General features: G+C 40.8%; 18 protein-coding genes. All 18 read right to left on the bottom strand.

Features of this window, described 5'->3' with window-relative positions; translation table 11 throughout:
• Nucleotides 1-7 precede the first annotated feature (7 nt).
• Nucleotides 8-898, bottom strand: a complete 891-nt coding sequence (locus tag DK188_RS17720) for a glycosyltransferase family 2 protein (protein WP_262512140.1) — start codon at nucleotides 896-898, stop codon at nucleotides 8-10.
• A gap of 301 nt (nucleotides 899-1,199) precedes the next feature.
• The gene (locus DK188_RS17715) at nucleotides 1,200-1,964 is read right to left on the bottom strand and encodes a class I SAM-dependent methyltransferase (RefSeq protein WP_111672181.1); all 765 of its coding nucleotides are present in this window, start codon (nucleotides 1,962-1,964) and stop codon (nucleotides 1,200-1,202) included.
• Nucleotides 1,965-2,116: 152 nt separating this feature from the next.
• A complete protein-coding gene (locus DK188_RS17710; protein WP_111672180.1) occupies nucleotides 2,117-2,893 on the bottom strand; it encodes an ABC transporter permease in 777 nt (258 codons plus the stop codon).
• Nucleotides 2,894-3,067: 174 nt separating this feature from the next.
• Entirely contained in the window at nucleotides 3,068-3,427 is a 360-nt protein-coding gene (locus DK188_RS17705) for a four helix bundle protein (protein ID WP_111672179.1), read from the bottom strand.
• A 227-nt stretch (nucleotides 3,428-3,654) separates the two neighbouring features.
• Nucleotides 3,655-4,620, bottom strand: coding sequence for an ATP-grasp fold amidoligase family protein (locus DK188_RS17700; protein WP_111672178.1), 966 nt, complete (start codon nucleotides 4,618-4,620; stop codon nucleotides 3,655-3,657).
• A gap of 2 nt (nucleotides 4,621-4,622) precedes the next feature.
• The gene (locus DK188_RS17695) at nucleotides 4,623-5,483 is read right to left on the bottom strand and encodes a glycosyltransferase family 2 protein (protein ID WP_111672177.1); all 861 of its coding nucleotides are present in this window, start codon (nucleotides 5,481-5,483) and stop codon (nucleotides 4,623-4,625) included.
• A gap of 250 nt (nucleotides 5,484-5,733) precedes the next feature.
• Nucleotides 5,734-6,453, bottom strand: coding sequence for an O-methyltransferase (locus DK188_RS17690; RefSeq protein ID WP_111672176.1), 720 nt, complete (start codon nucleotides 6,451-6,453; stop codon nucleotides 5,734-5,736).
• Entirely contained in the window at nucleotides 6,443-6,949 is a 507-nt protein-coding gene (locus DK188_RS17685) for a winged helix-turn-helix domain-containing protein (RefSeq protein ID WP_111672175.1), read from the bottom strand. Before DK188_RS17685 ends, DK188_RS17690 begins: the two co-directional genes overlap by 11 nt.
• A gap of 1,864 nt (nucleotides 6,950-8,813) precedes the next feature.
• Nucleotides 8,814-10,886, bottom strand: a complete 2,073-nt coding sequence (locus DK188_RS17680; protein WP_111672174.1) for a hypothetical protein — start codon at nucleotides 10,884-10,886, stop codon at nucleotides 8,814-8,816.
• 233 nt (nucleotides 10,887-11,119) lie between these two features.
• Complete coding sequence (locus tag DK188_RS17675) at nucleotides 11,120-11,635, bottom strand: lipocalin family protein (RefSeq protein WP_111672173.1); 516 nt, start codon at nucleotides 11,633-11,635, stop codon at nucleotides 11,120-11,122.
• A gap of 1,126 nt (nucleotides 11,636-12,761) precedes the next feature.
• Complete coding sequence (locus tag DK188_RS17670) at nucleotides 12,762-14,291, bottom strand: hypothetical protein (RefSeq protein WP_157963272.1); 1,530 nt, start codon at nucleotides 14,289-14,291, stop codon at nucleotides 12,762-12,764.
• 20 nt (nucleotides 14,292-14,311) lie between these two features.
• Nucleotides 14,312-15,817 (bottom strand): hypothetical protein, encoded by a 1,506-nt coding sequence (locus DK188_RS17665; RefSeq protein WP_111672171.1) that lies wholly within the window; start codon nucleotides 15,815-15,817, stop codon nucleotides 14,312-14,314.
• Nucleotides 15,818-16,602: 785 nt separating this feature from the next.
• The gene (locus DK188_RS17655; RefSeq protein WP_111672169.1) at nucleotides 16,603-17,283 is read right to left on the bottom strand and encodes a GNAT family N-acetyltransferase; all 681 of its coding nucleotides are present in this window, start codon (nucleotides 17,281-17,283) and stop codon (nucleotides 16,603-16,605) included.
• Between the two features lie 157 nt (nucleotides 17,284-17,440).
• A complete protein-coding gene (locus DK188_RS17650) occupies nucleotides 17,441-18,349 on the bottom strand; it encodes a glycosyltransferase family 2 protein (RefSeq protein ID WP_317046881.1) in 909 nt (302 codons plus the stop codon).
• Between the two features lie 811 nt (nucleotides 18,350-19,160).
• Entirely contained in the window at nucleotides 19,161-21,611 is a 2,451-nt protein-coding gene (locus DK188_RS17640) for a leucine-rich repeat domain-containing protein (protein WP_111672167.1), read from the bottom strand.
• On the bottom strand, nucleotides 21,598-22,437 hold the full coding sequence (locus DK188_RS17635) for a hypothetical protein (protein ID WP_111672166.1): 840 nt from the start codon (nucleotides 22,435-22,437) through the stop codon (nucleotides 21,598-21,600). The genes DK188_RS17640 and DK188_RS17635 overlap by 14 nt, the downstream gene beginning before the upstream one ends.
• Entirely contained in the window at nucleotides 22,434-23,009 is a 576-nt protein-coding gene (locus DK188_RS17630; protein ID WP_111672165.1) for a hypothetical protein, read from the bottom strand. The genes DK188_RS17635 and DK188_RS17630 overlap by 4 nt, the downstream gene beginning before the upstream one ends.
• A 26-nt stretch (nucleotides 23,010-23,035) precedes the next feature.
• Nucleotides 23,036-23,506, bottom strand: a complete 471-nt coding sequence (locus DK188_RS17625) for a nucleoid-structuring protein H-NS (RefSeq protein WP_111672164.1) — start codon at nucleotides 23,504-23,506, stop codon at nucleotides 23,036-23,038.
• Between the last annotated feature and the right edge of the window lie 2,023 nt (nucleotides 23,507-25,529).

Below are 25,529 nucleotides of genomic sequence, written 5' to 3'. Positions count from 1 at the left end.
GTCTGCCTCAAATGTTTTTGTTACCGACAATGAATCTTCTTGTTTTGTTGATGATCTCTGCGATCAGCCCAAAAAAGAAAAACTGAAAGGAGAAGAAAAACAGAATCAAACATAAGCCTCCCAAGCTGCCGACCAGCTGATAATCCCGAATCCCCCGAAGAATGGCCAAGAGCATAAATACCATACTCATGGGTACAAACACCTTTTTGGGGTTGAAGTACAAGGCTAGTCGGGTAACCAAGGTAAAGAACACAATCGTATCGTTGATTGGGCTAATTGATGACTTCCCTATTCGCTTGAAGTAGTTGATTTCATAAAAAGTCACCTCATGATCATTGGTCAATGCTCCCAGGGTAATGGTCGAAGTAAAGGAAAATCCTTTTGGAAGAAGGTTCCAGAATTGAATTGCAAGTTCCTTTTTGAAAATCCGCATCCCAGAATTCAAATCCGGGATATTCTGACCACTAAGAAAGGAAGCAAAGGAAGTAAGGATCTTTTTGGGTATTTTTCTAGTCCAGGAAATGTCGGCCCATTTCCTAGCACCGATTACCATATCCATGCCATCGGCCTTATCTATCAGTTCTCCGAATAAATGATTAGGATAGGTCCCATCTGCATCCGTAATTCCAATCCAATCGTATTTGGCGTTTTTAATTCCTGTTTTTAAGGTCGATCCATACCCTTTATTTACACTATGGTGAATTAACTTGACCGGTATATGAATCTCCTTTTCCTCAAAGGAATTTCTTGAACCATCGTTTACCACAATAATTTCAAAGGCCATTCCTTTTTTGTCTAAAGTTTCATATATCACAGAGACTGTTTGATTCAATACATCCAAAGATTCGTTGTAACAAGGAACGATGATTGAGATTGAGGTTGGCTTTTGAGTGGTCAATTGGTGTTTGGAGGTGTGAATGTTACGTGTTGAGAGTTAATTGTTAAGGGTTGAAGGTTTTGGGTTGGAACGTTTCTGCCTTCGGCTGGGATGTATCGTTGATTAACGTTGAACTTTGAACGTTGAACGTTCTACGTTTTGGGTTCAGGGTTGAAACGTTGCTGCCTTGGGCAGGGATGTGAAGTTGATTAACGATGAACATTGAACATTGAACGTTGAACGTTCTACGTTTTGGGTTCAGGGTTGGAACGTTTCTGCCTTTAGCTGGGATGTATCGTTGATTAACGTTGAACGTTGAACGCTAAGCGTTACTAGTTGAATTTCCTTCCATCTTCCTTACCACCATTTCGTAACCGAAGGGGAAGTTTTGGGAGGTGGATTGCCGAAGTTTTTTTCCTTTGGCTGTATTAGCAAACCACCAGGCGGATTTTTGGAGTCGGGATACGAGTCGGTTTCCGCCTTTGATATTTGGAAGAATGGCTTTGGAGAGAATATCTACCAGGATCTCGACCGCACCTCCATAGGGCTGAAGGTGTAGGATTTCGAAGTTATTTTTCTCAGCGAAGTTTTGCAGGGCAAACTGGGTGTATCGGTAGTAGTCGAAGGGTTTCTCGTGCAGCCAGTAGTAGAAGGGCACATTGATCAGTGCATTACCCCCTGTACGAAGCACCCGATTCATTTCCTGCCAGAGTTTTTCGGGTTCCCGGATATGCTCCAGTACATCCGAAAGGATGATGGTATCGAAGGTATTATCTTCCAGTGGAATGGGCTGATTGAGGTCAGCGACATGGTCGAGATATTCGTTTTTGTGCAGGGTATTTTCCCAGTCCACACAGGTGACTTCGTTCACATGGTCTTTGTAGACCTGATACAGGGGTACTTTTCCGCAACCCAAGTCCAAGAGGCTTCCTTTGGCATAGGTAGGAATATGCTTCTCATAGAAGCTTGCCACCAGATAGACCGGAAGTCGGGAAGCGACAGAAACTGCATTTTTATCCATAGAAGGTCCAAGCTTACCGTTATGGTAGACAAATTTACTTGGAGTCCAACTGGATGAGTTTTGCATTAGGTTTGAACGTTGAACGTTAAAGGGTTGAACGTTGAAGGGTTGAAGCGTTGAACGTTAAAGCGTTGAACGTTAAGTGTTGAAGCGTTGAACGTTGAACGTTGAACGTAGAACGTTAAAGGTTGAAGTGTTGAACGTTGAATGTTGAACGTTTATGCCACGTCGGCAAAAGTTCGTTCCATTCGGCGGAAGTACATCATGCCGAAGACAAAGAACACGACTGCAAGGATGCTGCCGGGCCAGATCCATTCCCAGGGCATGGGGCGGTTGAGGAAAGCCGCGCGGAAGCCTTCGATCACGCCTACCATGGGATTGAGTATATAGAATTTTTGGTACTGCTCCGGGACTGCATTGGTACTGTAGACCACCGGCGCGGCGTAGAGCAGCAGTTGCACCAGAAAGGTCAGGGCGTGCTTCACGTCCCGGTATTTGACCGCCAAAGCAGAGAGAAACATGCCGATACCCAATGAGGTCATCAGCAAGATAAGGATCAAAATAGGCAGAAATAGAATTCCCCAGCCGGGTACCTGTCCGAAGTAGATGAGTAATACGATGACTACCACAAAGGCGATGATAAAGTCCAGGAGTTTGGACAGGATGGCGGAAAGGGGCAGGACCATTCTGGGGAAATAGACCTTGGTAATCATGTTGGCATTCTGAATCAACGAGTTGGCCGACTCGGTAAGGGTGCCGGAGAAGTAGTTCCAAGGCCAGAGTGCGAGGTAGGAAAACAGCAGGTAAGGCATGCCGTCGGAATCCACTTTGGCCAGTCCGCCGAAGACCAGCGTGAAGACCAAGGTGGTGAACAGGGGTTGGATAATCGCCCAGGAAACTCCCAGAATGGACTGTGCATAGCGGGCCTTGATGCCGCGCAGGGTGAGGAAGTACAGGAGGTCTTTGTATCTCCAGAGTTCCTTGAAGTCCACCATCTTCCAGCCGGATGAGGGTTCGATTACTTTGTAGTGAGGGGAGTTCAGGGTTAAGGGTTTTAGGGTAAAGTTTAAAGAGTTTTAGTTTAAAGTTTAAAGTGGTTGAGGGTAAAGTTTAAAGAGTTTTAGTTTAAAGTTTAAAGTGGTTGAGGGTAAAGTTTAAAGAGTTTTAGGTTAAAGTGAGTTGAGATTTTGTCGGGATTTTTTAATAATGGCATTGATAACCAGGATAATCTCTTCGATCTCACTTTTTAAAAAGTTCATATCTGAATAATCTTCCAATAATTTTTTTCTATCTAAAAGCCTTAACCAATAACGGGATTCACGGGCTTCTTTGTTTGCAATCACCATTTTACTGATAAAATCTGCTTTAGAATGGGCTGCTTGGGCTTCTTCTACATTTGCTCCAATGGAGGTTCCTGCACCTACCAACTGGTCCGCTAAGCGGAAATGATTTCCTTCTCTAAGTAAAAAATACGCATCAAGAATTTTTTCAGCAAAATGAAAAGTCCGGTCTTGGATGTTTGGATTCATAGCCCTGTTTATTTGATTTACCTAAATCTAATTTAACAGTTTTGCTCATCCCTAATTTTAAACTTTATCACTTTAAACTTCTCATTTTCTTAGAGCTTCGCCCTTTCACTCCCATTTTGAGCTAGCGACCGAGTAATAAAATTACTCAGTGAAATGGGATTTACAAGATTGGGGCTTTAAAATTTGGTTAGGCAGATTTTCAGATGAGGCAATTTGGCTCTAAGGGTTTAGGAAAATTCAATTGCATCGGTCGGTTCCAAAGATTGTTTGGCTTCCAGAATTTGAAAGATGGATTTGTCTTTGTTTTCAGGAAGCCAGAGTTGGCCCAATGCCAGATCGGTGGCGTAGTCATCAAACCGTTCGATTCCTGCACCGGTGTAGTGTGTGATTTCCCCAAAGTAAATTTTTCCTTGGATGGAATAGAGGTCCACCCGGCAATAATTGAAGTCTTGCGCTAGTTTTTCGCTGAGTTTTTTCATTTCCTCCAGGTTTTGATGAACCGGAATGGGGGTCAACTTCTTATCGCCAAACATCTGTGCACCGGGGATTTCGCGGAGGTTTTCGTCTGTAAAAATTCTTGAGGCGTCATTAAATCGATCTTTCAGGAAAAGGATCATTTTCACTTTGCCATGAAAACAATAAAACTTGATATCCATGGGAATTGAACCGTTTTCATCGCGGAGGACCTTTTCGCAGAGGATTCTCCTGGGGATATCCCTATAAGCCCAAGCATGGGAAACCTGTCCAAAACTCTGGGATAGCCAGTATTTTGCCAGTTTCTGGATTTCGGTTGGATTGGAATCTGCATTGATCAGCTTGTTGAATCCTGAGGCATGGTTGGCTTTCATAAAAAACTCTTGGCCTCTGGGGGGAACAGGAATATCCATACCTGTTTTGCTGATATGGTAGATGGGGATAAGCAGGTCTTTGGCGACATTGGCTCCCAATCTTTCCCGAATGTAATCCTGGACTTTTACTTTGTCAGAGGTGATCGTGAGTAGCGGATTTTTCTCCGTAAGCATCTTGTGAACGATCCGCTGATTATGTGTTTGGGGATTTAGGATATCTAATGGATAGCCGTTCATTTTCTGAAAAAAGGCTTTGGTTTTAGGAAAACCCGCCGATTTTTCTTTTAGGTAATAGGCGTGATCTTTAAGCCTTTGTGGAATCCCAGATTTAAAAAATGCTTTCAAAATTAGCGGCGGTTGAAACTTTTGAATTTAGAATAGAAAAAATAGTAGGTGCTGCTGAACGGCACCAGAAAGGTTGGTTGATGATAGCGTAGCATTTCTCCGGTGCATACATTGTAATAATGTCTTCGCTTGAAGGAATACAGTCCTTTTGATATGAGGTATTTGCGAACCGACTCGCGGAATGAAAAATAGGTTTCCCGCTTATTCCTTTGGTTGTTTTCTGAGTTTGTGATGGAATTAGGCTGAGGAAAAACCAAAGTCAGTCTTTTTGAAGAAAAGCTAACTTTGGGATTAAGCTTCAATAATTCAAACATGAGGTGATATTCCTGCACGTTTGGCAGTGTAACATTCCAGGCACCGGCGGCACGTACCCATTGCGTACTCCAGAGGTTGGACACGGTGTTGCCCAGTCGGGTAGCGATCAATCCAGCCCAGATGTCCCTGAATGGAATGAAGACATGGTCCTGTTTGCTTCGCCTGATGAATTCCCCTACGACGAAGCTCTCCTCTCCAGTAATGGAATTGAGTTGGTCTTCAATTTTGCCAGGCAGAAGCTGGTCGTCTGCATCCATAAATTGAATCCAGGGATTTCGGACATGCTCCAAACCGAGGTTTCTACTGGCTGGGGCGCCTTTATTTTGACCATTTGGATGTTGGAGAAGGGTTATTTGGGCATGTTGTGATTCCAGTTTTTTACAAATCTCCAAGCTCTTGTCCCTGCTTCCATCCTCCACCAAGATGATTTGAGTGATTTCAGGTTGGAGAAGCAAGGATTCAACAGCTCTTGTCAGCGTCATTTCAGCATTGTAAATAGGAAGGATCGCTGAAACGGTTAGGTTGGGGTTAGGTGTGGGTTTATCCAAATTCGTAGAGTTCTTGGTGTGGTGGTTTGGGAATTTAGGAATAAGGAATGAGTGTTAAAGGTTGAGCGTTAAAGGTTGAATTGTTAAGAGTTAATGGTTAAAGGTTAAGTGTTGAAGGTTGAGCGTGAAAGGTTAAAGGTTGAATTGTTAAGAGTTAAAGGTTAAAGGTGGAATTGGTAAGCGTTAATACTTCGTTGCTTCAACTAGCTGAGAGCAGGAATGCTTGTAACTGAGGTTGGGCCTTGGTGGTTTAGTGATCTGGTTTAACATAGATATCTGTGGTGCTAAAGAATGCGTCATACACTGATACTCCGGCATACCGGTTTACTTTCCAGCCGCTGAGCACTTGCTGCAAGATATTTTGATAGGATTCTCTTTCTGCATTATCGAAAATAAGTATTCCACCTTTTTTAAGTTTGCCAACGGTATTGATAAGACACTGAGGCCTGACTCTTCCATCAATAATCAGGAGATCAATAGAATCATTGGGTAGATGATCAGCGGCATGGGCGTACTTTTCGAAATCTAGACCTTGAGAAAAAAGTCCATTTATACTGGCATATTCAGGTTTTCCCTGTTTTTTTTCGGGTTTGACCAGGATGTGGGTCACTTTGGGATAGGCTTTCAGTTTGGCATGGATCTCAGTGAACCATTTTTCATCATGCTCAATACTGTAGATGGAGGCGACCTTATCGGCTAGGTACAGGGTACTTCCGCCAGAGCCAAATTCCAAGACCTGCATATCGGGTCGAATCTTTGATTCTAAATCAAGATAAGCACGGTGAGCGATCCATGGTTTGGATGATAAATAGGGAGGAACAAGTTCCCTGTTATAGTGAAAATAGGCCTTAAAATCTTTGATCGCCAGACTGATATCTTGGCCAGTCCGGATGAATTTAAGGCATTCAGATACAAATCGCCCAAGGATCTTATAGTTGGGTTTGATGTATTGTACCTGATTATTTTCCATAGACTAGGATGCCTGATATTGATCCGGGGTCGGATTCAAGAATACTGATTTCCACTTTTCGGTTTACCTTTTCAAAGGTTTTGTTTTTGATAAAGTCGAGGTATTGGATATCGAGATTTTTTCCAATCAGGATCATTTTTACAGTTCCGGAGTCAATGCCTTGGGCATAGTCACCGACGATATAGGCGCTTTCCACCTCTCCCATTCGTTTGACGATTTTTTCCATGAGTTCATCAAGTCCTAGGAATTTACTAACCATTGCTGAAATTTCCGAGAAAAAAGGATGAGAATCATTGGCTCTGTAAACCTTGGTTTTGCCTTCATCCTCAGACACTAACAGTCCTGCTTCGGTGAGTCTGTTGAGTTCGACCCGGACAGAGTTGGTGGATTCATCAAAATCTTTTGCCAAAGATCTGAGATAACCTGAATTGGTATGGGAAAAGAACTTCAGGAGAAGTTTGATTCGGGTTTTGGAAGTGACTAGTGAGTCGAGCAAGGAATTCGTTTAGGAGTTAAATGTTGAACGTTAAACGTTAAGGGTTAAAGTGTTGCACGTTAAACGTTGAACGTTGAACGTTAAGGGTTAAAGTGTTGAAGTTTGGGAACGTTGAGCTCTGAACTTTGAACGTTTTTTCTACAGCTTCGCCAGGTCAGTCCCGTGCGGGAATTAGCGACTGAGTAAAAAAATTACTCTATAAAACAAATTTATGGGATTTGCGGAATTTTCAAAGGTGAAGGTTAAAGGTTGAAGGGAAGGAGTGTGAGGTTTAAAGGGAGTGATGAGTTTAAAGTGATGAGTGTAAAGTGTAAAGTGATGAGTTTAAAGTTTAAAGGGAAGAGTGTAAAGTGGAGAGTGTAAAGTGATGAGTTTAAAGTTTAAAGGGGAGAGTGTAAAGTGGAGAGTGTAAAGTTTAAAGTGATGAGTTTAAAGTTTAAAGGGAAGAGTGTAAAGTGGAGAGTGTAAAGTGAAGAGTTTAAAGTTTAAAGGGAAGAGTTTAAAGTTTAAAGTGAAGAGTGTGAAGTGTAAAGTGATGAGTTTAAAGGGAAGAGTGTAAAGTTTAAAGGGAAGAGTTTAAAGTTTAAAGGGAAGAGTGTAAAGTGGAGGGTGTAAAGTGATGAGTTTAAAGTGATGAGTGTAAAGTGTAAAGTGATGAGTTTAAAGTTTAAAGGGAAGAGTGTAAAGTGGAGAGTGTAAAGTGATGAGTTTAAAGTTTAAAGGGGAGAGTGTAAAGTGGAGAGTGTAAAGTTTAAAGTGATGAGTTTAAAGTTTAAAGGGAAGAGTGTAAAGTGGAGAGTGTAAAGTGAAGAGTTTAAAGTTTAAAGGGAAGAGTTTAAAGTTTAAAGTGAAGAGTGTGAAGTGTAAAGTGATGAGTTTAAAGGGAAGAGTGTAAAGTTTAAAGGGAAGAGTTTAAAGTTTAAAGGGAAGAGTGTAAAGTGGAGGGTGTAAAGTGATGAGTTTAAAGTGATGAGTGTAAAGTGTAAAGTGATGAGTTTAAAGTTTAAAGGGAAGAGTGTAAAGTGGAGAGTGTAAAGTGATGAGTTTAAAGTTTAAAGGGGAGAGTGTAAAGTGGAGAGTGTAAAGTTTAAAGTGATGAGTTTAAAGTTTAAAGGGAAGAGTGTAAAGTGGAGAGTGTAAAGTGAAGAGTTTAAAGTGAAGAGTTTAAAGTTTAAAGGGGAGAGTGTAAAGTGGAGAGTGTAAAGTTTAAAGGGAAGAGTGTAAAGTGGAGAGTGTAAAGTTTAAAGGGAGTTAAGTGTAAAGTGTGAAATGAGGAATGAGGAATATCGAATGATGAATGGTGAATGAGGAATTAGGAATGGGGAATGTTGAATTGTTGAGGGTTAAGCGTTAAGGGTTGAATGAGGAATGTTGAATGTCGAATGTCGAATGTGGAATGGGGAATGGGGAATATCGAATGATGAATTAGGAATGGGGAATGTTGAATTGTTGTGGGTTAAGCGTTAAGGGTTGAATGAGGAATGTTGAATGTCGAATGATGAATTAGGAATATCGAATAATGAATGGTGAATGATGAATTAGGAATGACCCTGTAGCGAAAGTCCCGATGAGCAAAGCGATTTCGGGAGGGTCAAATTATTCATAACTCTGGGTGTGAGCCCGTGAATAAGAAAGTAGATGAAAACCAGCGCTTGAGCGGGAAGCTTGTTTGGAAAAATATGGTCCTTTCGGCGCAATGGAAAAGGAAATCGAATGGAAATCTATTCAGGAGAACGAGTAGAATAGCAAAGTCGGGAATGGGTTGTCCAATTCTAAATCCTATTGAATAACTCAATAGTTACCTTTTCCGTGTCATTGGAAGTTTAAAAAGGGTCAGATCATAAGAGTGTTAATCAATTTATTTTTAAGGTTTAAGGAGGTTAATATCGAGTTTAAAGTTTAAGGATTGTCCTCCCAAAGAAGATACATAATAGAGCGCCCCATTTGAGTAAACCATAGATTTCGCTTTGGGAGAAACAGTTTCAGTTTTTCCCAAAAAAGAAAGATTCCAATTGGCCGGATTGAGAAGGTAAAATTCATTCCCATCGGAAAAATAAATTCCTTCAGGAGCTGAAATTGCTTTAAATCCATAGCTAAGATCCTGTGGAAAAGATTTCATAAACACCCATCTGGTAGTTTCGGTATTGTAGCGTTCGACATTTTCTCTGATTGTTCCGCTGGCATCAGAATCAGCAATAAGGCGATAGTTGATGTTTCCCCTTTTAAAATTCTTCCCAGACGTATAAATGGGTACTTCACCTATGGTGTCTGTTCTCACCATTTCCCACTCGGTACCAAGTTTTCCCTCCCATTTCCAGAGATTCAGAATGTTTTGATCACCAAAAGGAAACATGACTTCATAAAAAAGATATCCATCCGATTCAAACGAACCGATAATTGATCCGTCTTGGGGGAGATAGTTGATAAACTTTGCTTCTTTTTTTTGTGGATCATATTCAAACATCCGAGAAGTATTCAAGGAACCTGAATAGCGAGGCACTTCAGAAAAGTAATACTTACCATCCTTTTCGACCAAAAAATTACTGATGCTGAATGATTCAATCGTATTGGCACCACCTAGGCTAAGGTTTCCTGTCTTAGTATCGTAGACAACTACACCATATTCTGATAAATAATGGACTTCGTCCTGTTTCTGAAATCCGATTACGTCGTAAAGTATAGTTTCAACTTCTCCAGGTTCAAGGAAGCCAACCGGAATGGAAGGGGTCTTAATATTTATCTGAACCGGTATTTTTCCTCGTTCTCCATGATTTTCAGCAAAAAGAATCATTTTTCTATTCGGAACAGGCCCATTGATATTCAGTGACACATGTGCCACACCATCCTGTACATCTGATACTTGAACGAACGCTTGATTGGGGACCTCAGTCACGATTCGATTGGATTGAGGAACAAAGGCATTGAAATCTTTGGTCTTGATTCTGATCGGATCGTATATACTGCTGTAATCGATCTGCTGATTGGGTTCAAAATCAGAAGTTTTGATTTTGATGTGAGAGATGGGATAAAAAACACCTCGGATTAGGAAAAGAAATTCTGGAGTAGAAGTTTCAAAACGGGTTCTAGGGAGAACAGTTATTACATCGTCTTTAAGGTCGTTGATATCCAGGCTCCCGGTCTGCGTAGTATTATCGCCCTGAATTAATTTCAGGTCAAGCCCATAGAGGTAATTTCCATCAAGCTTCCAAGGATAGGCCATCGATACCTCAGTTTTTTCCGGGAACACTGGTTTACGGAATTCTACCATTTCTATACGGTTGACGATATCCGTGCCTACCCTGAATTCCAGTGGAGATCCATTTTGTTCATATCCCTGATGAAGAGGTGCTGATCTGGGTATTTTGAATCGAAACTCCTTATCTGTCATATCAATTACTTCCACATTAGCTTTTTGAAACTGGACAAAAAGGTCACCAAGTTTTGCGGGAAGATTTCTTGCAGTGACTCTAACCGTATCATCGTAATAGAGAATGTCAGGAAAAAAGATCTCATCAATGGTCAGGGTAGTGGGACCGGGTGTAATGAACTCAAAAACTTGGGAATAAGTGATCGCTTTTTCTGTCTTAAGATAAGACTGGATATAGTAGGTTTCACCCTTAGGCAGAGCTTTTTCAAGGACTATCTCAAACTCGAAATCTGGCTCCTCAGTAGATTTCCAAGCCAAATCTGTAGCATAAGAGGGTGTGTTATTTTCTGAAAACAAAAACCCGTGTTCAAGAATCTCTAGCGAGCCCATTTCCTTTATTGTTGAAATAAGTTTCACTTCTCGATCATTAAGCTTTGTCGCTCCTTTGATTTCAACTAAAGGAATGATATACGGCTCCTCCTCCCCTGTTTTTTTACAGGAAAAAATGAGAAGAAACATCAACAACGCTGGTAAGATACCTGCAAAAATTTTGGAAAAATTGATTTTCAAGTGATTACAATTTGATGTTTAACAGATACAAAAAAACTTGGTATGAAAAATTCACTCTTCAATGTGACATTTAATGGGTTATATTTTGTTATTGGAAGCCCTTAGGAGGATTCCTATTGTTGAGGAAGCTCCCAAAGCCCTTCCAGAATACTTAGGCAGGGCATTGAAAGGCAAGCTTAATTTTATTTTCAGAAGATACTAAATGGTTAATGGGGCAAGTTTTTTTTTGCTTTTTAATTCTTGGTGAATCTCATGACTCCCGTTTCATTGGAGGTATTTACCAGCCCTTCGCCACTTAATTTATACTCCCTTTCGATATTTAACACCAATTCGGTTTCTGTGAGCGTAACAATTTCAGCTTTAATGGTGCTGGTTAGCACTTTTATATCCAATGAATTCCCGCTTCTCGTGTATGTACCTGAGTACTCGGCTCCAGTAATTGGATAAACAAAATCAACTCCTGCAAAATCGTCGTATTCTACCGAAACATTCATTTGACCTGTAGAGATCAATTTCCCATTATCGAAATTGAAAACCATAGAGATATTTGAAGCTTCACCTGACATCGGGGATTCTGCCAACTCCTCTCCATTAAAAACGGAAGTTATTGTCCCCTCATAAACCATAGATTGTAAGGCCCAAGAACCGGTAAGGTCGTCTGATGAAGGATTGCTTTCGTCCTCTCCGCATGAAAAGAGTGAAAAAGATAAAAAGACAAATAAGAAGAAAGTGGGGAATTTTTTGAGCATGGCGTTTTGAGATAAAATTTTAATTTGAATTAAAAAATTAAATCATAATCGTCCAAATTAATTTTTTAGACTTTAGTTTACCTATTGATAATCAAAGGAATATTTTATTAGGTAGTCGGGAAATTGACCTATTTTAATGTTGGGTTTAGGGAAAAAGCTGAGTGTTCCATTTGGAATGAGGAATGGAAGGAGTGTGAAGTTTAAAGGGAGTGATGAGTTTAAAGTGGAGAGTGTAAAGTTTAAAGGGAAGAGTGTAAAGTGGAGAGTGTAAAGTGATGAGTGTAAAGTTTAAAGTGAGTTAAGTGTAAAGTGAGAAATGAGCAATGAGGAATATCGAATGATGAATTAGGAATGGGGAATGAGGAATTGTTGAGGGTTAAGGGTTAAATATTGTGAGGGTTAAGGGTTAAATATTGAATGCTGAATGAGGAATGTTGAATGATGAATGTTGAATGCAGAATGATGAATTAGGGATGGGGAATGAGGAACGAAACTGGACCAGGAAGCGAAAGTCCCGATGAGCAAAGCGATTTCGGGAGGGTCAAATATTGGTAGACAGGGCTTAAGCCCCGGGTAAAAATGACCAAGGTTTTACAACCTCGGCGCAGAAGTATGTTGAGGACGAAGAGGTGAATGCCGAGGAGGTATTGAGAATTTGTCGGATTAAAAATCCTATGGATAGACATAGACATTAAAAAGGTCGAGGAGCGAAGGGTTAAGGGTTAAATGTTGAATGGGGAATGAGGAATTGTTGAGGGTTAAATGTTGAAGGTTGAATGAGGAATGTTGAATGATAAATTGGGAATGTTGAATTGTTGAGGGTTATGGGTTAAATATTGAATGCTGAATGATGAATGATGAATTAGGGATGGGGAATGAGGAATTGTTGAGGTTAAGGGTTCAATGTTGAATGGGGAATGATGAATGATGAATTAGGGATGGGGAATGAGGAATTGTTGAGGTTAAGGGTTCAATGTTGAATGGGGAATATTGAATGTCGAATGTCGAATGTCGAATGTTGAATGATGAATTAGCAATGGGGAATGTTGAATTGTTGAGGGTTAAGGGTTAAGGGTTCAATGTTGAATGGGGAATGTTGAATGTTGAATGTCGAAGGATAAGAAGCCTACTTTTTCGAAAAACGGAGAAATATGAAATTGTCGGTCTGAAGGGAATCGATTTGGATAAATTCTCCAAAAGTGGAGTTCATATAGTCAGGGAAAACAATTTCCAAATTGGTACTCGGTGAGAGTAGAACATACTCCTTTATTTCACCGAAACTATCGAAGCCAAATCTATTTAATGCTTTTTTCTGAAATGGACTTCTTGAAATCCAGCCAGTTGTCAAAAAAGGCACTTTATTTATCCGGGTATAGTGTATTTCCGAATTATGTTCTTGAAAACCTTCCATGATAATTGGAACGTCGGGATCAACTTTTGATTTTAGTTCGGAAAATTCCAAATCCATGATCTTCCGTCCCTTGGCTTCTTTGAGAAAATTCACAAAATGAAAACTCAAAAGAAGTGGTAAAATCACAATTAGGATTTTGGACAAAACAGTAGGCAAGGAGGAAAAGGAGGAATAAAATACCGGAAACAAAAGACAAAGGAAAAACAGAATTACTACCCTGCCTTGGAGGAGAAAGAAATGGTTAAATAGCAAAAAGAACGCTATCCAAATCAGGAAAAAAATCCTCAAGCGGGCAGATTTGATAGCACTAAACCAGAAGATTAGAATAAAGATCAAAATCAAAACGGACTTAAAGGCTTCGACTCGTTGAACTTGCCAAAGTCGTTCAAGGGCTTTGAAGACTTGTTTCTTGGTGAATAATTGAGAATCAAGAGATCTTTTCTTCTCAATCAAATCTTTTTCTGAAGGAAAGTCTCCTTCAAAATACCATCGCGAAAAAAAATAAAACTCGGAATTCGGTTGGATTTCTCCATCCACAATTTCCTGTCTAAATACCGGATGGTCAATCACTCCTGACCTGACTTTATTGAACTTCAAAAAGTTAGAATAATCAGATTGTTTCTCCCAGATATACTTAAATCCTGAAAGCGACAAAAAGATAATAGAGATCAATAGAAGATTTTTAAACTCTATTCTAAGGAATGAGAATCCTTTTAAAATCAATCCAAATGTTCCAAAACCAATTCCAATTAATGCTACAGACTCCCACCTAATCAAGACAGCAAGTATGAATAATCCTATAGAAAGGTAACGGGGGGGCCAATGTTTTTGGGGCGAGGCTCCAAACCAAACCGATAGTGAAGCAAATGCTGCAAACCCAGCTACATAAGTAAACTGTGGAAAAATTGCAAAATGAAGGGCTGTCGAAAGGATCAAAAATGAAACGAAAGTTTTGACCCAAAAACTCTCTTTCCAAACAGCAATTTTTCCAAATAAAAGAAAACAAGAAAGACCTATAACACAAAAAAATAAGCCTCCATACCAGTTGATCTTTGGCGCTACTAAATAGGCCTGCGCAAAAGCCCAACTCAGAATCGGGTGGATAAATACAGCATAGGGTTCGGGTTGGCCAGTATAGGCACCAGAGACTAGCCACATCATGACCTCATCGTCATTTACTTGGAAGCGCCAGGGAAGATTCCAGATGACTAAAAGTGCTAGGGCACCCAGCGTACTCCAAAACAAAAAAAACCGGTTTTCCTTTCTCAATCCCATAGCAGCAGCAAGGTATCACTTCGAAAGACTCCAAGCTCTTTTTGGTAGCGGAAGGACCAGCTTTCGGGCAAATCCTCGAATTTATTGTAGATCATCATTTTGGGTTTCCCTGAAAACTGGGCATTTACCTGACTTTTGTCCCAAATAGCCGGAGAAATAGGAAGTGTGCTACCTGCCAGAAAAGATAAGCCAGGAATGCGATAGGCTGCAAGGACTTCAGCTTTGGAATATTGGATTTTGAATTCTTTGATTTCCGAAACAATATCAACCAAATCCGGATCGAGAAACAGCTGGGTTCCGTCCTCCATGTGCCAAGGCACTTTCTGAGACCAAAGCGGCTTTTCATGTCCAAATGGATGCCACCAAATCCCATTGAAGACCAACAACAAGCAGATCAGTAGACTTGCCAGATTCAATTCCCATTTGAGATCTTTCAGAATCCATCGTGCGGCAAGGATCCAAAAAACCAGGTAATGGATCCCGATTCTCAACCAGTACACGTTGGAACCGAAGTGAAGTAAAAAGGGAAGAATCAGTAGCAATAAAATCCAGAGGTTTGTTTTGCTGGGTTTGAAAGCGCCGACACCAAGTTGATACCCTAAAAAAGCAGCAGCTGCCAGCAGGAATAAATGATTGCATTCGTCAGTAATGTGTGTAAGGAATGCGATAAGAAGTGAAAAATAGGCAGTAATCAATTTCAAGGCAGGATATAGACTGCTTTCTGATTTTCTAAAATAGCCAATACCCATAAATAGCAAGCCCATACTAAAGCTCCAAAACCCTCCTACCGCGATGTTTTTTAGCATGAGAAAATATTGATATCCATTTCGTTGGGTATTCAGTGGAATCCCGTCCTGAAGTCTGAGCCATGCATTTTCGTCAAGGAAAGTCAGAAAGAAGAGTTCGGAAAAGATCATCGGCAGAAGCAAACCCAAAACATAAATAGGTTTGACTTTTTGCCAGAAAATCAAAATCAACAGCGTCAAAGGAAAAAATACGAAGACCAGGGATATTTTGACATATATCCAAATCGCCAAAAGAACCCCAAGACCTAGTATCCTTCGAAATGATTTTTCCTCTTTGGTCATCAAAAACAGCCAAAAACAGGTCAGCACCACGGTAAGTGAATTGTAGGAAGTCGTAGGTGGTAAAAAACCATAGCCTGTGAAAAGTCCTAGACAGGAAAGCCAAAAGATTTCAGTTTTTGCTTTGGCCTGATTGGAAATATTTTTCCAAAATCCCATCAGCGCCCATGCAGCCATACCGTAGCCTAGTAACCTCAAGATTCGGAGTTCGATAAGGGAAAAGGAGTAGCCTGTGACCTTGAAAATAGCTTTGAAAAACAAATCGTAATTGAAAATCCCAGCTTGATTTTGCTGGAGTGGATTTGCCAGAAGCAGGTATAGCCCCTCATCGGAAATGTCAAAACCACGGTTGATTCCGGCCAGAATGATTACCACACACAGCAGCGTAGCTCCAAAAAGGATCTTAGTCATAAGTGCGGAATTTACAGGATGCTGACCGAATAGGAAAGCTGGAGGCTGAGACTTTGAGAAGTTCTAAAAAAAAATGAGCATTGGAACTGGTGCACCTTTAAGAATATTTGATTTAATGGATTTCCGCAATTGCACCTGTACTAAAGTGAAAGCAGAATAAAATTTTTGAAGTAGATTTTTTTACAAAATTTCAAATACTCTTCATAAGTAGCTCCGAAGGAGCCAAACTATTCATGCCTGTCCACCATGGTGGAACCCTGTACGAAGTGCAGGGCAGCCATTGAAAATTTCCTTTCGTTGAGCCCTGAAAGGGTGAAACTTCAACGTGTCACCCTTTCAGGGCTCCTTTATTAACATTGACTTTACCCCCGGCTCCACCGGGGGTTCCGCCTCGGCGGACAGGTATGAATTGTTACGATCCTTCGGATCTTAGGCTACCAAACATTGACCTTCATATCTACTAATTAAATTTGCCTAGTGGTGTCATTGCGGATAATCATTTTTGATTTAATGGATTTCCGCAATTCTTCCAGTAGCCATTATTTTTACGTTTTACCTCAACTTCCTGCCCTCCGGGTGGCAGGAGCTCGTTGAGCGTTTGTTTTTGGGGAGGGAAGGAAAATGCGGATAATCAGATTTGAATTTAAGTTGGTCTTTTTGAATACTCCCACCATTTGTCGGGACTCGCTCCTAGCCTCGGTAGTAAAGGGAAATTTGCCAAAAACCAGCTTCAAACCTAGGTATTCTTTGGCTAGGTGCAAGAACGTGGATTCTCATTATACCAATCAACTTTTCCAATAATGATAAATGTAGGTTCGCTCCTGCAGGAGATACCCCATCTCTGTGTAAAGTTTGACTGCTGGAAGATTTGCCTCTTGTGTAGGAATAAGCAAAGTATGCGCACCTTGGGCTAGTACCTCATCTTCTGCAGCCATCAGCAATTTCTTTCCCCAGGATTTTCGGCGGTGATCCGGATGCACAGCGATAAGTCCGATCTGGGCATTGGATTCTTGGATGTCGTAAGTGATCATTCCCGCCATTTCAGGAGCAATCAGGATATTTTCACCTGCAATAGCTTTTTGAATCCAAAGCTGATAGAGTTGTTCAAATTCATTCTTTCGGAGTCTGGGATCGGTTTTGAATCGGGAATAGGTACCGCTCTCCAAAGCTAAAAATTGAAGTTGCGAGGCAAGTTGAGGATTATTTATAAACTCAGGTTTCCCTCTTAAGGATGTGATTTCAGGAAGAGGTGTGGTATTTTCCAATCTTTTGGAGAAGGTAAGCTTGGTATCCACATGAATAACTTGCTTAGAAATAAAGGAGAGTGGATGGGATGAAAAAATGTAAACGAGTTGGAATCCGGAAGCCTCCTCGAGGATCTTTTTTTCATTTTTCTCCTGTGTCCAAAGCACTTTTCCTACCGAATAGCCAAAGAGGTTTGTGTCAAATGGAAGAGGAAGGATCATGGAGGGGTGAGGGTTGAAGCGTTAAGGGTTGAAGGTTGAAACGTTAAGGGTGAAGGTTAAATCGTTGAGGGTTGAGGGTTGAAGCGTTAAGGGTTAAAGGTTAAATCGTTAAGGGTTGAGGGTTGAATGTTGAATGTTGAATGTCGAATATCGAATGTTAAGGCGTGGTTTTTTTTTCAATGATGTAAATGGGGCGATTTTTGACGCCCTCGAAGGTTTTGCCGATGTACAAACCGACCACACCCAAAGTGATCAAAACCAGTCCTGAAAGAACCCAAAGGGAAATGATCAAGCTGGCATACCCTGCTACGATGATCTCCCCAGTCCAATACCTGAATAGGGTAAAGATGGCAAACAAAAATCCGGTCAAGGCTACGAACAGACCCAGTTTAACCGTTAATCGGACGGGTTTATCACTGTAAGCCAGCATGATATCCAGGGCTAGGTTGAATAGTTTTCGGGTGTTGTAGGTGCTGGTTCGACCCGCATTAGCCTCGTGAACCACAGGGATGGAAGTTTGGCAAAACCCGACCCACTTGATCATGGTAGGGAAGTACCGAATGGATTCCCGCATGCCAATCACCTGATCGATAACCTTTCGGTGGTAGATCCCAAAATTCCCAATAGACTCATCCTGCCGAGATCCTGTAAGATAAGCAAGCGTTCGATAAAAGATTCGGGAACCCAAACGCTTGAAAAATCCGTCCTTCCTGTTTTCTCTTCTCGCCAAAACCACATCAAAACCCTTTTGAGCCTCTGCATAGAGGTTTGGAATCTCTTCAGGTCTGTCCTGCAAGTCACAGTCCATCACGACTACCCACTCTCCCACCGCATGGTCCAATCCTGCTGTGATGGCATAGTGCTGTCCGAAATTCCTGGAGAGCTTCAATCCGATGATTTCCGGAAAATCTTTCTGAAGGGCAACGATTTTATCCCATGAACCCTCTGGGCAGCCATCTTCCACCAAAATGATCTCCGGGGAGGAATCAAGTGACTTCAATGCAAACATTATCCGCTCCAGCAATTCGGAAAGCAAGTTCTTTCCTTTGTACACGGGGATTACGATTGATATGTGCGGGGGCTTTTTGATGGTGATTTATTAATACGCCAAAGTAATCTAAAATGGAGGAGAGTGAAAAGTGAAAAGTTTAAAGTGTAAAGTTTAAAGTGAAAAGTGAAAAGGGTTGAGGGTTGAAGCGTTCAGGGTTGAAGGTTGGATGGGGAAGTGAAAAGTGAAAAGTTTAAAGTGTAAAGTTTAAAGTGAAAAGTGAAAAGGGTTGAGGGTTGAGGTTTGAAGCGATAAGGGTTAAGGGTTAAATGTTGAATGAGGAATGAGGAATTTCGAATGTCGAATTTCGAATGTCGAATGTCGAATGTCGAATGATGAATGTCGAATGTTGGATGTTGAATGTCGAATGACCCCAGGGTAAAACTCAAATTGGGTTAAAGGTTAAAGCGTTAAAGGTTGAAGGTTAAATGTCAAAAGTTGAATATGAAAACCCAAGCAGTGATGGTAAATGACTGAAAGCCAAAACATGAATAGTGAAAAATTATCTTAAAAAGATTCAATTGTGTGGAAAACTTATCAGTCAAAAAACAAAAAATACCCAGTACTGGGTATATATAAGAAATGGCCTAGCTGTACTTTTGATCAGGGTGATTAAGCAACTTTTGCCAGAATTTTTTCTAAAAAACTTTAAAGGGATTTTTTTCAGATTTTTTGCCCCCTTTGTTTTCTTATTTTGAAATAATGAGTTCTTCTAATTGCCAGCTTCGGATTCAGAAGCTGAAGTCAAAAAAAAGTGTTGCACCAAGATAGGGGCAACACTTTTTTTATGCTTGATTGTTTTCAGAGGCCTAGTTAATCCTTAAGAGGATCAATAGAATCTAACTTCACAGTCGGGATGATTGGACTTAAACGAGTCAACTGCCCGAGAGGTAAGGTTGGTATTAAAGCAGGATAGTTTTTTAAGGTTTGTCAACCCATCGAGTGGTTTGAGATTTCTGAGATTGGTGCTGGCCACATCCAATTCTTCCAAGGCGAGAAGGGGTTCAAGTCCTTTCAAGGTTTTTAGGTTAGTCCCTGAAATATTCAGTTTTTTCAGGTTAGTCAAGTTACTGATAGCTGTCAAATCTTCAATTCCTGTGTTGGAGAGATCTAGATTTTCCAGCAAAGCCAAGCCGGAAAGTGGGAGAAAATCTGTCACAGGCACCTGGGATAGTCGAAGCTTGGTAAGCAAAGTCATGGCACTTAGCGGTGCCACAGAGGATACTGGAGCATCGAAAACCTCCAAGCTTCTCAAATTAATAAATACGGCTAAGGCAGTCAGGTCAGGGACATTGACGTTTTGAAATACCAGTTCCGATTTGGCAGCAAGGCTATGCAGTTCTTCGGTGGTCGGATTTTCAGAAAGGGTGTATTGTCTTCGAAAAACATCTTTCCAGCTTGGGTTAAGTTCCTCCCACCAAGAATTCAATTCATCAGTTCTGAAAATCACATTCAGGTCAGGTCTCTGAATCAAAACCTCAGGTATCTGGCTTTGGTCGATCGTTGAGCCATTCACATTGAGGTAGGTGAGTTTTGGAAGTTTGGTCACGCCGGCAATGGAGTTGACCGGGCTAAATTCAAGATCGATAGATTCCAGAAGTTCGTTTCCATTGAGAATCGAAACTTCAGTCACCCCAGTGTTTTTTCCTTTGAGTTTAACCAATGTTTTTACCTCGCTCAGCGGAAGTAGATCTGTTACCGGATTATTTGAAAAATCTACATCAGAAAGGTTCACAAACCGGGTAATCGGATTTAGGTTTTCCAATTGGGCACTGTCCAAATCAAGCCGGGATAAGGTGGTGGTTTGGGTGAGCGTTTCGATTCCGGGGCTATCTCCAGTGATCTTAGGGTTGTTTCGTTTGAGTACAGCTTTCCATTCTGGGGAAAGTCCAGCCCACCAACTTTCCAGATCTTTCACATGATGAATCAGGAGTACTTCCGGGTTTTTCCTGATGAAAATATCAGCAGCTTGGGTTGAAAGTTTGGTTTCATCCGCAGCGACTTTCTTGAGATTTGGTAGTGCCTCGAGTGGTGAAATATCCGCCACTTGACTCCCCGTGATGTCGAGTAATTCAAGATTTGTGAGGCTGGACAGCGGCGATATGTCCTGAATATTTGTCTGGGAGAGATCGAGGGCTTTCAAGGCAGTCAAGCCCTTCAGTTCTGAAAAATTGATCATGAAATTCCTACTCAAATTCAGACTTTCAAGATTTTGAAGTGTATTGATATTTTCAGCATTGTTAAATCCTGATTCGGTCAGGTCCAATTGCGTCAGATTTTTGAATTCATTGAGGACTGCAAAGCTCAGTATGGGGGTGCGCTGCACTTTAAGCGAGACCAAACTCTTCAGATTGAGCAATTGGGCAATATCTTCAATGTTGGTATTGGAAATATCCAGATGTTTTAGACGGTCGGAATATTTAATAAACTGGATATCGCTGGTAGGTGTATTGGAAATATCCAGACTTTCCAGGAAAGTCACATTGGAGATCGGGCTCAAATCGGTGATTCCGGTATTGGAAATATTGATGACTTTGAGGTCTCTGAGTTCCGATAGAGGTGCTAGCGTACTGATTTGTGAATTGCCCGAAATATTGAGCGTATCGATGCTGACAAATTTATAGAACCAGTCCAAATTGATTGAATCCGATTCGGTTAGGTTGAAGCGGGTCTGAAAGTAGGACTTCCAAGGAAAATCCAGAGATTCCCACCAGGTGGTGAGTTCTTCGTCGCGGCTGACTTTGGTCGTATAGACACTGACGATTTTGAGTTCCTGGGATTTGTCATTGAGGTTTACCTCCACAAATCGGGGCTTGGTGTTGGTGATTTTTTCCCCGGTAGTGGAAGTCGCGGAGATCGTCCGATCCAATGAGGCGAGAAAATAAACTTCACCATTTTCTTTTTGGCCGGGTTTTACGTCTCTGATTTTAAATTTAAACTCAACATTCTTGTAAAAGAACTCAATGTCTTTGAGGTATGCGGTGACGTCCTTGTTGGTGACAACCTTTCGATCGAGAAGTAGATCGTCCTCCACCTGGACTTTTTCATCGCGGAAGATCTTCAGGTAGCTTTCACGGATGATGACATCCTTGTCTCTGGGGGAGGTTTCGGCATTGCCCACGGTATTGAGCAGGTATTCGAGAAAACGCACCTGATCCTCCACTTTTGCGGAGAATTCGGTCACCTGTTCTTTCGAATAGCCTTTGATTGTCTGGGCATTGCTCGAAAGTGCTAGCAAAAAGAAAATGCTAATGCCTAGAAAATACTTACTCCTGATCATAGATGTATTTGAGAATTGTCTCTTTGTCGCCCGGGCCGAGTCTGACAAGGTTAGAAATTAACCATCCGGTATTGAATCCAGGTCTGTTGAACTGATTTACTTCAAAATACCAGCCATCAATTTGGAAGAAATGGAATTTCAGTCCGGAGACGGTAATGAATTTGAGATTATTTTGCTTCATTTCATATAGGAAAATCGCAAGGTAATCGGGTTTATACGAGTTGGCCGTGTAGGATTCCGGCAGTTTGGAGTCCTGAAATGCCCTCCTGAGATTCATGAATCCAAGTTCGTGGCTCAGCGGATGCAGGAAGTCTTTCTGATCACCCACGGGTTTGTTGAAGAGATTTTTGAATGGATCAAAACTCACCTGGTCAATCACCCATTCATAGCCTAGTCCTTCGGCCTGCAGTTTCATGAAAAGGGTAGCTTTTTCCCGTTTTCCTTTAAACATGAATTCTGTTTCTACTTCTGCATACCAACCTTCACGATGGAAAACGAGGTATTGCGGATAGACTTCCGAGAGGGTATTTTGGAGGAATTGATTTTTGAGATCCTGGGAAATGGAGGAAGTCTGATTATCAAAAAGGATGGAAATAAAGCCTTTTCGAAGGTTGATGTTCCGATAGAGGGAATCTCCCGGGTAAAACCTCTGGGTACCGTCTACGGATTCTTCTCCATTGAATCTTCTAAAAAATTGATTGAGTTGTTTGGTTGAAGCTGCAAATCTGCCATCATCTTTAATAGTTCCGGGGCTGCCTATGCCTTGCCCCGGAACATTGGAGATGATTGCGATAAAAAACGCAAAAATCAAATAAGTTATTCTCATGCGGAAGTTTCGGTCACTCTTACGTCTCCGAGCATGACGTCCCAGAATTCAATCGTACGACCGGCAATCTGAGTTTGTTTTTTCTCCACGTAGATGGTGATGTCTTTTTTGGTGGTGTCTTTGTAGTTCATGCCTGTTTCGATGGAAGTACCTTCGAAGCGTTGGTAAACTGTGATCACCCCTACATATCTTCCGTCGGGCTGTCTTTCCAGATCAGAGATATACTGGATATCGTACCAAGTGATATTAACCCGGTCATAGTTGAGGGCCATCAGACGCTCGAAGTATCTTCTTACTTTGTAGTAAGCGATTTCTTGCGTGTTGATTGAAGACACTCCCATCTCAGCACCTGGAGCAAAAAGCTCCTCAGCACGGTCCATGACCCGATTAGCCTCAGAAAACTGGGTTTCCTTACTTCCGATAATGGAGATATATTTTGAGAGATCCTTTACTTTTTCCAAAGCCAGGGAGTCAATAGCCTGTTTACGTGCAGGGCTGATGTTATCCTGAGCTAAAGCCACCATGGTGGTAGAAAGGAACAGTCCCAAGAAGAGAATCAATTTATTGTTCATGTGAATACGAATTTTCTATGTGAGGATTATTTTCTTCTCAATTCAAGTTCAGACACCTTACCGCTTGCGTCCATTCTGATATCAGAGATGTAATTGAGGTTCTTTTTGGTGTCTTTGAGGTAATCGAGATACTTTTTGATGGTGGTAGGCTCATCATAATCTTTGATTCCGTTTTCCTCATGGATTACAATCAAAACAGGAGTTTCCTGATTGGAAAACATGGAAAGCGTTTCCTGAATGGATTGATTTGCAACATTTGCATTGCCAGCAGCTGCTACAGCATTGAAGTAGTTTTCAAGTTTTTCGGCAGCAACTTCTTCAGCAGAACGTGCAGGGGGTGGTGGTGGAGCTTGCTGTACAGGTTGCTCGACAGGTGCAGGAGTAGGTTCGGGTTGTACAGCCTTCTTTTTACTCTTACAGGCTCCCATAGCCAACATGGCAAATAGAGCCAGAAACAGGGTTTTTCTGAGTGAAAAAGCGAACATAGATTGTTTCATCTTTTTGATTAATTAGTTTGAGGAGTTAGTTGTAAACCGCCTTTTAGGGCTGATGAATTGTGATGTAAAGTAAATAAAAACTGACCACATATAGGCAAAGGCTGTTCCAAAGGTCCCCGATATTTATGAATGAGGATAATTATTTCTAAATGGTAAGTCAAATTTCCTTAAGAACGGATTTTTTGAGCTGAAGTAAGGCTGGGAAGAAGGGGTTGGGGTTGAATGTTGAATTGTTGAGGGTTAAATGGTGAATGAGGAATAAGGAATGAGGAATTGAGAATTAGGAATAAAGAATATCGAATGTTGAATTTCGAATGTTGAATGAGGAATGATGAATGATGAATTGTTGAGGGTTAAACGTTGAATGTTGAATTGTTGAGGGGTAAACGTTGAATGAGGAATGAGGAATGAGGAATTGAGAATTAGGAATAAAGATTATCGATTGTTGAATATCGAATGTTGAATTTCGAATGTTGAATGATGAATATTGAATTGTTGAGGGTTAAACGTTGAATGAGGAATGAGGAATGAGGATTGAGGAATTGAGAATTAGGAATAAAGAATATCGAATGTTGAATTTCGAATGTTGAATGATGAATGATGAATTGTTGAGGGTTAAACGTTGAATTGTTGAGGGTTAAACGTTGAATGAGGAATGAGGAATGAGGATTGAGGAATTGAGAATTAGGAATAAAGAATATCGAATGTTGAATTTCGAATGTTGAATGATGAATGATGAATTGTTGAGGGTTAAACGTTGAATTGTTGAGGGTTAAACGTTGAATGAGGAATGAGGAATGAGGATTGAGGAATTGAGAATTAGGAATAAAGAATATCGAATGTTGAATTTCGAATGTTGAATGATGAATGATGAATTGTTGAGGGTTAAACGTTGAATTGTTGAGGGTTAAACGTTGAATGAGGAATGAGGAATGAGGATTGAGGAATTGAGAATTAGGAATAAAGAATATCGAATGTTGAATTTCGAATGTTGAATGATGAATGATGAATTGTTGAGGGTTAAACGTTGAATTGTTGAGGGTTAAACGTTGAATGAGGAATGAGGAATGAGGAATGAGGAATTGAGAATTAGGAATAAAGAATATCGAATGTTGAATTTCGAATGTTGAATGATGAATGATGAATTGTTGAGGGTTAAATGTTGAATGTCGAATCTCAAATCTCGAATTCCGAATGTCGAATAGGAATCGATGGAGCCAATACAAAAAGAACGAGGGGAATGCCTGTCGAAATGTGAAGAAATAATTAGTCAAGGTCAAAATGCCGACTACAAAAAAAGTTTAAAGCAAAAACTCTGAAAAACCTGCTCCTAACTGTTTAAAACATTGAAAAAATACCCTCTATAGGGTATTTCGGAAGAATAAATTATGCCTCATTTTTGAACTGTGTTAAGTTTTAAGTCAGGCATTAGCCTATTAAAAAGGCCTCTGGATTCTGGGGGCCTTTTCTTTTTATAGAAGGAGACATTCATTTCCGATCTTAAGAGGTGAATTAATTCTAAATATGGATATCCGTCCTGTTACCAATAGACCAAAATGGGCTCGGCACTTCGACACATCGACAAGCTCAGTGCAGGCAAGCTCAGTGACTGGGCTCGGACTCCTGTTTCGGCATTGATGGTGTGCAGAGAGGGAAATGATATACATTAATCTTAAACATCAGAAGCAGCAGGTTTCGATTGGTAGGTCTGCTGTAGAGTTTTCTCCGAAGTTGAAAATGTCAGAATCCTGAAGCGATAGTCTAGAGTTATCCTCGATTTAAAAAATAAAGAAGTGGATCGAATCACACCAATCTTTCCGTCGGTGTACTAATTTGGAATTTATTGGCAAATGTTTCAAATTTCCCCAATTTGCGCTTGGAATCGGCTGTACAGATACTAAAGCTCTACAAACTCGAATAAAAAGCATTGATTTTAAATCAAGATGCCGCTAGTTCTCATATGTCTGTTTTAATTTCAAAAGCTCCAAATGCTATTTAATTCAATAGAGTTTTTTCTTTTTGT

The organism is Algoriphagus litoralis (assembly GCF_003259255.1).
Lineage (GTDB): Bacteria > Bacteroidota > Bacteroidia > Cytophagales > Cyclobacteriaceae > Algoriphagus > Algoriphagus litoralis.
Note: the sequence above shows the minus strand (reverse complement) of the source record. Positions and strands in the feature narration are given on the sequence as shown.

Excerpts from the sequence above, each read along its gene's own strand:
- DK188_RS17665 (WP_111672171.1), bottom strand. The coding sequence starts at position 15,817 with ATGACTAAGATCCTTTTTGGAGCTACGCTGCTGTGTGTGGTAATCATT.
- DK188_RS17705 (WP_111672179.1), bottom strand. The coding sequence starts at position 3,427 with ATGAATCCAAACATCCAAGACCGGACTTTTCATTTTGCTGAAAAAATT.
- DK188_RS17625 (WP_111672164.1), bottom strand. The coding sequence starts at position 23,506 with ATGAAACAATCTATGTTCGCTTTTTCACTCAGAAAAACCCTGTTTCTG.
- DK188_RS17640 (WP_111672167.1), bottom strand. The coding sequence starts at position 21,611 with ATGATCAGGAGTAAGTATTTTCTAGGCATTAGCATTTTCTTTTTGCTA.
- DK188_RS17655 (WP_111672169.1), bottom strand. The coding sequence starts at position 17,283 with ATGATCCTTCCTCTTCCATTTGACACAAACCTCTTTGGCTATTCGGTA.
- DK188_RS17675 (WP_111672173.1), bottom strand. The coding sequence starts at position 11,635 with ATGCTCAAAAAATTCCCCACTTTCTTCTTATTTGTCTTTTTATCTTTT.
- DK188_RS17710 (WP_111672180.1), bottom strand. The coding sequence starts at position 2,893 with ATGGTGGACTTCAAGGAACTCTGGAGATACAAAGACCTCCTGTACTTC.
- DK188_RS17630 (WP_111672165.1), bottom strand. The coding sequence starts at position 23,009 with ATGAACAATAAATTGATTCTCTTCTTGGGACTGTTCCTTTCTACCACC.
- DK188_RS17690 (WP_111672176.1), bottom strand. The coding sequence starts at position 6,453 with ATGGAAAATAATCAGGTACAATACATCAAACCCAACTATAAGATCCTT.
- DK188_RS17715 (WP_111672181.1), bottom strand. The coding sequence starts at position 1,964 with ATGCAAAACTCATCCAGTTGGACTCCAAGTAAATTTGTCTACCATAAC.
- DK188_RS17635 (WP_111672166.1), bottom strand. The coding sequence starts at position 22,437 with ATGAGAATAACTTATTTGATTTTTGCGTTTTTTATCGCAATCATCTCC.